Annotated in this window: 11 protein-coding genes; 6 read left to right on the top strand and 5 right to left on the bottom strand. The window is 65.8% G+C overall.

The features are described 5' to 3' along the window. Window positions 1-1,048, top strand: a 1,048-nt coding sequence (locus LXM94_RS20520; RefSeq protein ID WP_235773327.1) for a YbfB/YjiJ family MFS transporter, incomplete at its 5' end; no start/stop codon positions are given. Between the two features lie 105 nt (window positions 1,049-1,153). Next, a complete protein-coding gene (gene sbmA, locus LXM94_RS20525) occupies window positions 1,154-2,419 on the top strand; it encodes a peptide antibiotic transporter SbmA (RefSeq protein WP_235773328.1) in 1,266 nt (421 codons plus the stop codon). An 18-nt stretch (window positions 2,420-2,437) separates the two neighbouring features. On the opposite strand, the gene LXM94_RS20530 is transcribed toward sbmA, so the two are convergent. Further along, window positions 2,438-3,448 carry a polysaccharide deacetylase family protein gene (locus LXM94_RS20530; protein WP_235773329.1) on the bottom strand — a complete coding sequence of 337 codons (1,011 nt, stop codon included), beginning with the start codon at window positions 3,446-3,448 and terminating at the stop codon, window positions 2,438-2,440. Between the two features lie 142 nt (window positions 3,449-3,590). Between LXM94_RS20530 and LXM94_RS20535 the strand changes: the two genes are divergently transcribed. The 3 genes from LXM94_RS20535 (at window position 3,591) to der (ending at window position 6,391) form a co-directional block, all read left to right on the top strand. Continuing rightward, entirely contained in the window at window positions 3,591-4,172 is a 582-nt protein-coding gene (locus LXM94_RS20535) for an NnrU family protein (protein ID WP_235773330.1), read from the top strand. Between the two features lie 89 nt (window positions 4,173-4,261). Further along, complete coding sequence (locus LXM94_RS20540; protein ID WP_235773331.1) at window positions 4,262-4,933, top strand: tetratricopeptide repeat protein; 672 nt, start codon at window positions 4,262-4,264, stop codon at window positions 4,931-4,933. A 24-nt stretch (window positions 4,934-4,957) separates the two neighbouring features. Then, window positions 4,958-6,391: a ribosome biogenesis GTPase Der gene (der, locus tag LXM94_RS20545; protein ID WP_235773332.1), complete on the top strand. Its 1,434-nt coding sequence runs from the start codon at window positions 4,958-4,960 to the stop codon at window positions 6,389-6,391. A gap of 6 nt (window positions 6,392-6,397) precedes the next feature. On the opposite strand, the gene LXM94_RS20550 is transcribed toward der, so the two are convergent. From LXM94_RS20550 to LXM94_RS20565, 4 genes are read right to left on the bottom strand one after another with little or no spacing between them, the layout of a single operon-like run. Then, window positions 6,398-6,787 carry a type II toxin-antitoxin system VapC family toxin gene (locus LXM94_RS20550; protein ID WP_235773333.1) on the bottom strand — a complete coding sequence of 130 codons (390 nt, stop codon included), beginning with the start codon at window positions 6,785-6,787 and terminating at the stop codon, window positions 6,398-6,400. Beyond that, window positions 6,784-7,032, bottom strand: coding sequence for a type II toxin-antitoxin system Phd/YefM family antitoxin (locus LXM94_RS20555; protein ID WP_235773334.1), 249 nt, complete (start codon window positions 7,030-7,032; stop codon window positions 6,784-6,786). Before LXM94_RS20555 ends, LXM94_RS20550 begins: the two co-directional genes overlap by 4 nt. 58 nt (window positions 7,033-7,090) lie before the next feature. Continuing rightward, a complete protein-coding gene (locus LXM94_RS20560) occupies window positions 7,091-8,002 on the bottom strand; it encodes a sugar kinase (RefSeq protein ID WP_235773335.1) in 912 nt (303 codons plus the stop codon). 54 nt (window positions 8,003-8,056) lie between these two features. Continuing rightward, a complete protein-coding gene (locus tag LXM94_RS20565) occupies window positions 8,057-9,073 on the bottom strand; it encodes an Ldh family oxidoreductase (RefSeq protein WP_235773336.1) in 1,017 nt (338 codons plus the stop codon). A 162-nt stretch (window positions 9,074-9,235) separates the two neighbouring features. Here LXM94_RS20565 and LXM94_RS20570 point away from each other — a divergent pair. Continuing rightward, a partial coding sequence (locus tag LXM94_RS20570) for an alpha-amylase family glycosyl hydrolase (RefSeq protein WP_235773337.1) occupies window positions 9,236-10,431 on the top strand: 1,196 nt, incomplete at its 3' end.

Here is a 10,431-nt window from a genome sequence, read left to right on the forward strand (position 1 = left end):
CGATGCTTCGGCGGCCGGGTTCGTCGCCTCGGCCAATTTCGCCGGCTATCTGGCGGGCGCGATCGCCGCCGGCTACGGCTGGGCCGCGGGCCGCGAGCGCGGGCTGGCGCTCTCGGCACTGGCCGCCAGCGCCTGTCTTCTTTTCCTGATGGCGCTTGTCGACGGCGTCCTCGCCTTCGCTGCGATCCGTTTCCTGGCCGGTGTCGCAAGCGCCTTCGCGATGCTCTTCACCTCGGCCATCGTTCTGGCACATGGCCTGGCACTGCGCGATGCCCGGGTGCAGATGCTGCACTTTTCCGGTGTCGGCATCGGCATCGCGCTGTCGGCCGTCGTCGTCTACCTGGTCCCGGAAGACGGTGCCGGGGCAATGGCCGGCTGGCGGCTCGACTGGCTGGCGGCGGCGGCCTGCGGCCTTGTCGCCGGCCTTGCCGTCTGGCGCCTGCTGCCGGCAACCCATGCCAGTGCCGGCGCCGGCGCCGAACCCCGCCTCGTCTGGACGCGGCCGCTAGCGGCGTTGACGTTGAGCTACGGCCTGTTCGGCATCGGCTACATCGTCACCGCCACCTTTATCATCGCCATGGTGCGGCAGGCAGGCGATGATCCGTTGCTCGAATGCTTGACGTGGCTCGCGACGGGCGTGAGCGCCGCCGTGTCGCTGCTGCTCTGGAAGCCCGTCGAGCGGCGTGTCGGCATTCTCGGCATCTACGCAATGGCGCTGCTTCTCGAAACGGCGGGCGTCGCGGCTTCGGCCCTGCTCATGCTCCCGCTGGCGGCGCTGGCCGGCGGCGGCCTGCTCGGGCTGACCTTCATCGTCGTCACCGCCTACGGGCTGCAGCTCGGCCGGCACTTGTCGCCCGGGAGCCCGCGACGCGTCCTTTCCGCCATGACGGCGGCGTTCGGCGTCGGCCAGATCGTCGGGCCGCTGATGGCCGGTTTCCTCGCGGAGCGTTCCGGCGGCTTCGGCCTGCCGAGCCTCGTCGCCGCCGGCGTGCTCGCGCTTGCGGCGCTCTGCGCCACCGTCGCGGCGCTGCCGGCACGCCTCCATTAAATCTCGGTAATGGAAAGCCGCCCGCATTGTTGCGGCACGGAAACTGATCTAGTTTGCAGCGCAAGCGAAGCAGGCGCCATGCCCTGCAAATCGAGAGTCATCACCTTGTTCCATTCCTTCTTTCCGCAGCCCAAGCTGTTCTTCTCCTCGCTCGCCCTCTGGACCCTCTTTTCGATTTTCGCCTGGTACGCCGTCGGGTCGGACGCCGGCGCGCTCTTCGGCATGCCGCCGCTGGCGCCCGATGCGCCGCCGCCGGTTGGTCTCGGCTATTTCGTGACGCCGGACAATATCTGGTTCTACATCTATTTCCTGATCTGCACGCTGATCTTCGGCGGTTTCTGGCAGATCAGGGCGAAGGACCATCCCTGGACGAACTGGTCGATCTGGGGCTCGGCCTTCATCATCTTCACGACCTATTTCGGCGTGCAGGTCTCGCTTGCCATCAACAACTGGCGCCGCCCCTTCGGCGACACGCTGCAGAACGCACTGCAGGGCACCGGCAACGTCACCGTCCAGAACTTCTTCGATCTGATGCTGATCTTCTGCCAGATCGCCTTCATCAGCGTCTTCGTTTATGTCGTGACGCGCTTCTTCGTCAGCCACTACGTCTTCCGCTGGCGCACCGCGATGAACGACTACTACATGTCCATGTGGCCGAAGGTGCGCACCATCGAAGGCGCCTCGCAGCGCGTGCAGGAAGACACGATGCGTTTCGCGACGATCACCGAGGGCCTCGGCGTCAGCCTGATCGACGCGGTGATGACGCTCATCGCCTTTCTGCCGGTGCTGTTCGCGCTGTCCGCCCAGGTCGGCGAGATGCCCTTCATCGGCGCCGTGCCGCACGCGCTCTTCTGGGCGGCGATCCTGTGGTCGCTGTTCGGCACGGTGCTGCTCGCAACCGTCGGCGTCAAGCTGCCGGGGCTGGAATTCCGGAACCAGCGCGTCGAGGCCGCCTACCGCAAGGAGCTCGTCTACGGCGAGGATGATCCGTTGAAGGCGCAGCCGCCGACCGTGCGGGAGCTGTTCAGCCATGTGCGGACGAACTATTTCCGGCTCTACTTCCACTATCTCTATTTCAACGTCGCCCGCTCGTTCTATCTGCAGGCGGACAATCTCTTCGTCTACTTCATCCTCGTGCCGACCATCGTCGCCGGCAAGATCACCTACGGTATCCTGCAGCAGATCCTGACGGCCTTCGGGCAGGTGTCGAGCTCGTTCCAGTATCTCGTGAATTCGTGGTCGACGATCATCGAGCTGCAGTCGATCCACAAGCGCCTCAAGGCCTTCGAGGCGGCAATCGACGACCAGCCGCTGCCGTCGATCGACCAGGAATTCATCGCCGTCGGCGGACGCGAGGAACTGGCGCAGTAAAAAGGGGCGGCCTTGCGGTCAGAGAGACTGGGGGACCGCCCTGGCGGTCTTCCGCCGTTCTGCGACGATCTCCATCGCCTCGCGATGGCTGACGCAGGCGACATCCGGCTCGGTGCAGACCTCGGTGAGGAACCGGTCGAGCGCCCGCCAGTAGGCGCCGCCGTTCATCTCGACGAAATGGAAGCCGAGCTGCAGGGGGATGCGCTCGCCGTCGTATTGTCTCTTGAAGGCACTGCGGTAGGCCTTGAGCGCCCGTTCCTCGAAGGCGGCGCTCTTCTTGCTGTTCTCGACACCCATCGAGTGGCGGACGAAGAGATTGTAGTCCATCGCGATCACCGGGCGACCGGCATCCCCCTCGGGGATGAGCGGCAGCGCGAAGCGCATGAGGCCGTCCGTTTCCCTCGGCAGGGACGGGCCCTTCGACACGAGGCTGGCGTCGTAGACGAAACCGTGGCGTTTCAAGGCCGCGACGAGTCCGGATCCTGCGGAGAGGTAGGGCGCGCGAAAGCCTTTGATGTCCTTCGACGCAAAATCCTGCCAACCGGCGGGCTCGCGCTCGCCGACGCCGGCCTTCTGCCAGGCCTGGCGGAGCGCATCGTTGAAGAAGGCGAATTCCGCACTCCAGTCCGCCGCGCTCCATCTCCCGCCATCGAAATGGCCGCAGGCGTGGCTGCCGATGTCGTGGCCCTCGAGATGCGCCAGCCAGATTTCGCCGAGGAGGGTGACGACCTCCTCCTGCGTCTGGCCGAATCCGACATTGGAGCGGCCGCGCTTCTGCTGCGGCGCCTGGTAGGAGGCCCGCTCGTCCTTTGTGAACAGGAAGGTGCAGGAGAGGAAATAGGTGAAATGCGCGCCGGTGCGCCGTGCGAGAGCCCGGCTCTTTTCCCAGAGCCGGTTGTCGTGGGCGCCGTCGAAGGAAACGACGACGAGCTGCTTTTCCCGGGCGCCCTCCGGCACGTCGCCGCGGGCAAATGCGGAGGACGCGGCAATGGAGCAGGCGACGAGGGCGGAGACGAAAGGACGGGACATGGCGGACCGCGACAATTTGCGTGGGGTCTTCCTATCCCTGCCGAATGCGGCAAAGCCGTGATCGGGCTGGCAATCGGCGAAGAGGGGCGGTATCCAGAGCGGGCGCCGGAACCGCGCTCCCGCACTTAAAGAGGTGGAAATCATGGCATTGCTCATCGCCGGCATCGTGCTCTTCATCGCGACGCACCTCGTGCGCCCCTTCGCGCCGGGGCTGCGCGCGGCGGGCATCGCGCGGCTTGGCAGGCCGGGCTGGATGGCGCTGCACGGCATCGTCTCGCTTGCAAGCCTTGCGATGATGGCCTTCGGTTTCGCCGAGGCGCGCCAGACGGGCGGCATGCTCTACTATCCGCCGGCCTTCCTCGCCCATATCGCGCTGACGCTGATGCTGATCGCCTCGATCTGTCTCGCGACGGCCTTCTTTCCGGCCGGCCATATCCGCGCGAAGCTCAAGTTCCCGGCGCTCGTCGCGGTCAAGATCTGGGCGCTCGCGCATCTGCTCGCCAATGGCGAGACCTATTCGGTCCTGCTGTTCGTCGCGATCCTCGCCTGGGCCGTGGTGCTGCGCATCTCGCTCAAGAAGCGGCTTGCCAGCGGCGAGCTCAGCCTGCCGGTCTTCGTGTCGGCGCGCTACGATCTTGCGGCGATCGTCGCCGGTCTCGTGGTCTACGGCCTCGTCGTCTGGAAGCTGCACGAATGGCTGATCGGGGTCTCGCCGCTGCCGTGAGGCGGCGATTTGTGGCGAGCCCCCTTACATGACCGGCAAAATGGGGTAGAAGGCGCGACATCCTTTCTTTGAGACGGGCCGGAAGACGCATGGCAAATCAGGACGACAGCTTTATCCGCGAGGTGAACGACGAGCTCCGCTCGGACCAGATGCGGGCCGTCTGGCAGCGCTTCGGGCGCGTCCTGATCGGTGCTGCCGTCCTGGTCGTGCTCGGCACGATCGGCAAGGTCGCCTATGACTACTGGAGCGAGCGCGAGGCTTCCGCTTCGGGCGACAGGTTCCTTGCCGCATTGACGCTCGCACGCGAAAACAAGCAGGATGAAGCCGCTGCCGCCCTCGCCGAGCTGGAAAAGGACGGTTACGGCGCCTATCCCGTTCTCGCCCGCATGCGCTCGGCGTCGCTGATGGCCGAGAAGGGTGACATCGAGGGTGCGGTCGCCGCATTCACCGCGATCTCGAAGGACGGCGCGCTGCCGCAGCCGCTGCGCGATGCCGCACGCCTGCGCGCCGCCTATCTGTTGGTCGATACCGGCAGCTACGAGCAGGTTTCCGCGGAAGCCGAGCAGCTCGCGACGCCGCAGAGTCCGCTGCGCCATTCCGCCCGCGAGGTTCTCGGCCTTTCGGCTTACAAACACGGCGATTTCGCCCGCGCCAAGGAGTGGTTCGAGGCGATCACCAACGACGGCGAGGCGCCCCGCAACGTCGCCAACCGCGCGCAGATGCTGCTCGACCTGATCGCCGCAAGCGGCAAGCTGTCGTAGCCGCGAACCGGATCGGAACCGTCCATGAGCTTCACCGTCGCCATCGTCGGGCGTCCCAATGTCGGCAAGTCGACGCTGTTCAACCGGCTGGTTGGCAAGAAGCTGGCGCTCGTCGACGATACGCCGGGCGTGACGCGCGACCGCCGGCCGGGCGAGGCAAAGCTCGTCGACCTGAAATTCCGCATCGTCGATACGGCCGGGCTCGAGGAGGCCGATGCCGAGTCGTTGCAGGGCCGCATGCGGGCGCAGACGGAAGCGGCAATCGACGAGGCGGACCTTTCGCTCTTCGTCGTCGACGCCAAGATGGGCCTGACGCCCGTCGACCAGGCGCTCGCCGACATGCTGCGCAAGAAGGGCAAGCCGGTCGTGCTCGTCGCCAACAAGTCCGAGGCGCGGGGCTCCGACGGCGGTTTCTACGACGCCTATACGCTCGGCCTCGGCGAACCGACGCCGATCTCGGCCGAACACGGCCAGGGCATGATCGATCTCCGCGACGCGATCGTCGCGGCGATCGGCGAGGAGCGCGCCTTCCCGCCCGCCGACGATGAGGCCGAAACGAATATCGACCTGCGCGCCGAGGCGAGGGCCGAGGGCGCGGAGGAAGACGAGGACTTCGAGCCTGCCTATGACGAGACGAAGCCGCTGCGCGTCGCCATCGTCGGGCGGCCGAATGCCGGAAAGTCGACGCTGATCAACCGATTCCTCGGCGAGGACCGGCTGCTGACCGGGCCGGAAGCCGGCATCACGCGCGACAGCATTTCCGTCGAATGGGACTGGAAGGGCCGGACGATCAAGATGTTCGACACGGCTGGCATGCGCCGCAAGGCCAAGGTGCAGGAAAAGCTGGAAAAGCTTTCGGTCGCCGACGGGCTGCGCGCTATCCGCTTCGCCGAAACGGTCGTCATCGTCTTCGATTCCACCATTCCCTTCGAGAAGCAGGATCTCCAGATCGTCGACCTCGTGTTGCGCGAGGGCAGGGCCGCCGTGCTCGCCTTCAACAAATGGGACCTGATCGAGGATCCGCAGGCGGTGCTCGCGGAGCTGCGCGAAAAGACCGACCGGTTGCTGCCGCAGGCGCGCGGCATCCGCGCGGTGCCGGTCTCCGGTCAGACCGGCCGCGGCCTCGACAAGCTGATGCAGGCCGTGATCGACACCGACCGCACCTGGAATCGCCGCATCTCGACGGCCAAGCTCAACCGCTGGCTGGAAGCCCAGCAGATCCAGCATCCGCCGCCGGCCGTGTCCGGCCGCCGCCTGAAGCTCAAATACATGACGCAGGTGAAGGCCCGCCCGCCGGGCTTCATGATCTCCTGCACGCGGCCCGAGGCACTGCCGGAATCCTACGTGCGCTACCTGACCAACGGCCTGCGCAACGATTTCCAGCTCCCCGGCGTGCCGATCCGCATCCACTTCAAGGCATCGGACAACCCGTTCGCGGGGCGGGCGAAGAAGCGGTAGTGAAGGCTACCAGCTTATGAAAGTCGGGCTGTAGGCGGCGATCTTCCGGTCCTTCGTGACAAAGGCGAGCGGCTCGGTGACGGCTTGTGCGACGAGCAGGCGGTCGAACGGGTCGGCGTGATCGAGGGAGATTTTGCCGATCGCGGCGGCGTGAATGGGCGTCGTGTCCAGCAGGACGAAATTGGCGTCCGTGAAGAGTTCGATCGCGTCGTGTCCATCAAAGGCCATGCGGGACGGGCCGTACTTCGCATGTTTGATCGCGATTTCCCAAATGCTGATCGCGGATACATGGATTCTGTTGGCCGAGTCCGTCAGAATTTCTTGGATGCGATCCGGAATCATGCCGGTGTCGCTGACCGCCCAGATCGCGACATGTGTATCGAGAAGAAGGTTCATTCCGAACCTTCAAACATTTTCGCAATCTCTTCGTTCATCGAGTCGAACTCTTCGAGTGACATAGACGGATATTTTCCGTCCGCCAGTCCAAGCCGAACGCTGTTGCCCTTGGTGGTCAAGGGCACCAGTTTTGCCGCCGGCTTGCCGTTGCGGGCGATGATGATTTCCTTTTCTTCGCCGGACTCGACGGCACTTACCAGTTTGGAAAGCTGCGTTTTCGCGTCCAGCATGTTTACGGTGGACATCGGAACCTCCTTGGCCAAGTCTGACCAATATGATCCCTGCTGCACCCTAAATCAAGCCTCACGCCGGCAGCCTGTCCCTCGCCACCAGCGCTCCGTGATGCTGGATGACGGCGGCGGCGACCTCTGCGGCGAAGCGGGCCGCAGCCTCCGGGCTGTCGCCGGCGGCGAGGCGGGCGAGGAAGGAGCCGTTGAAGCTGTCGCCGGCGCTGGTCGTGTCGACGATCCGGTCGGCCTTCGCGGACGGGACGTGCGAGGACTTGCCGTCGAAAAAGAGCGTCGCGCCGTTTTCGCCGTCCTTGACGACCAGATTTTCGGCGCCGAGCGCGCGGTAGCGGTCGATCGTGGCCGCGATCGAGAAATCGCCGAAATGGGCCGTCTCGTCGTCGAAACTCGGCATGACGAGCGTCGCGGCCCGGCCGCCCTCGGTGATGACCTCGCGCATGCGCTCCGCGCTGTCCCAGAGGCGGGGGCGAATGTTGGGGTCGAAGGCTACCAGCTTGCCGGCGGCCCGCGCGCGGCGAAGCTCGGCCAGAAGCGTCTCGACGCCCTCCGGCGACAGGATCGCCAGCGTGATGCCGGAGAAGACGACGATGTCGGAGCCTTCGAGCGCGGCGCGCAGCCGGTCGGCATCCTCGGCCAGGAGCTTCGCGGCGGAGACGGAGCGCCAGTAGGAGAAGCTCCGCTCGCCGTCCTTCAGGTGGATCATGTAGAGGCCGGGCGAGCGGCCGTCGATACGGGCTATGTGGTCCGTGCCGATCTCCTGCGCCTCGATGAAGGCGAGCATCTCGTCGGAGATCGTGTCTTTGCCGATCGCCGTGACATAATCGACGGACCAGTCGGCGGGCAGGTACTGGCGGGCGTAATAGGCGGTGTTGAAGGTGTCGCCGGCAAAACTCTTGCGCATCAGGCCGCCGTCCGCCTGCATCAGTTCCACCATGCATTCGCCGATCGACAGCAGCCGTCCGCCCATGTGCTTCTCCCCGCCGGCCTTGGTGCGGCCGTTCCCGTCTGTCGATTCAAATGCTTATGGACCCGCGCGGCCCAACTGGAACGACGAGATACTGTCAAAGAGCGCGCGCGGCAAGATGATGCCGCGGCTTTCGACCGCGGCGCGATGATCCCGGCGGCCGGTGCCCGGCAGGTGCACGCCGTAATCCTTCGCCAGCCGGTCGAGTTGCACGGCAAGGCGGGTCTCGAAGCTTTCCGACAGGAATTGCGGGACGATCGCCAGGATGAAAAGCCCGGCACCCGGACTGTCTTCGCCGGCGTCGAAATCCGGCGCGTCGAGCGACCAGTTGGCGCCCGTAAGGCCTGCGGCAAGCACCTCCACCATCAGCGCGATGTTCGCCCCGCGTGCGCCGCCGAAGGCAAGCAGCGCGCCCCTGAGGGCCGCGCCGGCGTCGGTGGTCGGCTGTCCGTGTTCGTCAAGCGCCCAGCCCTCGGGGATCGGCACGCCGCGCTCCGCCGCCTCGCGGATCTTCACGAAGGCGGTGGCACTCGACGCCTGGTCGATGACGAGCGGCGGGCCGCCGGAGCGCGGCGCGGCGAAGGAGAGCGGATTGGTGCAAAAGACGGGTTTCTTCGCACCGGAACCCGCCAGCAGCGCCGGGCCGTTGGTCGCGGCCAGTGCCACGAGCCCGGCTTCGGCGAGGCGTGCGGTGTACCAGCCGAGTTCGCCGGTCGTATAGCTGTCGTGCGAGGCGTAGATCGCCAGCCCGAAGGTGCGGGCCTTGGCGACGAGCTCGTCGAAGGCGGTATCGAAGCCGTATTGGGCTATGCCGCCCATCGCATCGCATTTCATGATCGCCGGCACCGGCGAAGTGATCAGCGGCTCGGCATGGCCGTCGATCCGGCCCGCGTCGAGGCCGTCGAGATAATCCGGCAGGTGGGCGAAGCCGAGCGCCGGCTTTCCGGCCATCTCGGCATCGACGGTGGCCGTTGCGAGCGCCTCGGCGACGGCAGGGCTCGCGCCGGCATGCTTCAGCGCCGTCCGGGCGAGGCCGAGCGATTCCGGTATCGTGAGCGTGACGGTGTCTTCCATCGGCAGCCGATCTCCCTTCCCCGAGCCGCGTCGCAAGGCGGCGCCATCATTCGTATCCGGCCGGCTTGCGTCAACCGCAGGAAATCACGGCAGCCGCCGTTTACGATCCCGCGGACGCAGGCTACATCTTGCGGACCTGCCATTCCGCAACGGAGTTCACCCATGGCGAAGAAGAGCCTGCCCGCCGCCGACTGGTGGCGCGGTGCCGTGATCTATCAGGTCTATCCGCGGTCCTTCCAGGACACGACCGGCGACGGGGTCGGCGACCTGCGCGGGATCACGCAGCGGCTGCCGCATATCGCCTCGCTCGGCGTCGATGCGATCTGGCTGTCGCCCTTCTTCAAGTCGCCGATGGGCGACATGGGCTACGACGTATCGGACTATTGCGACGTCGATCCGATGTTCGGCACCCTGGCCGACTTCGACATGATGCTGGCCGAAGCCCACAAGCTCGGCATCAAGGTCGTCATCGACCAGGTGATTTCACACACCTCCGACCAGCACCCGTGGTTCGTCGAGAGCCGGTCGAGCCGGACAAACGACAGGGCGGACTGGTATGTCTGGGCCGATCCGAAACCGGACGGAACGGCACCGAACAACTGGCTGTCGATCTTCGGCGGGCCGGCCTGGGAATGGGATGGCGTGCGCCGGCAATATTACATGCACAATTTCCTGATGTCGCAGCCGGACCTCAACTTCCACAATCCGGATGTGCAGGACGCGGTGCTCGACGCCGTCCGCTTCTGGCTGGACCGCGGCGTCGACGGCTTCCGGCTGGATACGGTCAACTTCTATTTTCACGACAAAAAGCTGCGTGACAATCCTCCGCACGAGCCGGATCCCGACGCGACCGGACTCGACGCGCCGGACGTCAACCCCTACGGCATGCAGACGCATCGCTACGACAAGACGCAGCCGCAGAATATCGGCTTCCTCAAGCGCTTCCGTGCCTTGCTCGACGCCTACGAGGGGCGCACCTCGGTCGGCGAGGTGGGTGATGGCGCACGCTCGCTGAAGACGGTCGCCGACTATACGAGCGGCGGCGACAAGCTGCACATGTGCTACACGTTCGACCTCTTGGGGCCAGATTTCACCGCCGATCATGTGCGCAAGTGCGTGCAAAGTTTCCAGAAGGCGGTGACGGACGGCTGGGTCTGCTGGGCCTTCTCCAACCACGATGTCGAGCGCCATGTCAGCCGGTTCATCAAGGCGCCCGAGGAGCGCGAACGGGTGGCCAAGCTCGCCGTCACGCTGCTCTCCACGCTGCGCGGCTCGATCTGCCTCTACCAGGGCGAGGAACTGGGCCTGACGGAGGCCGACCTCGCCTTCGAGGACCTGCGCGATCCCTACGGCATCCG

Source organism: Rhizobium alarense (genome assembly GCF_021555155.1).
Classification (GTDB): Bacteria; Pseudomonadota; Alphaproteobacteria; order Rhizobiales; family Rhizobiaceae; genus Rhizobium_D; species Rhizobium_D alarense.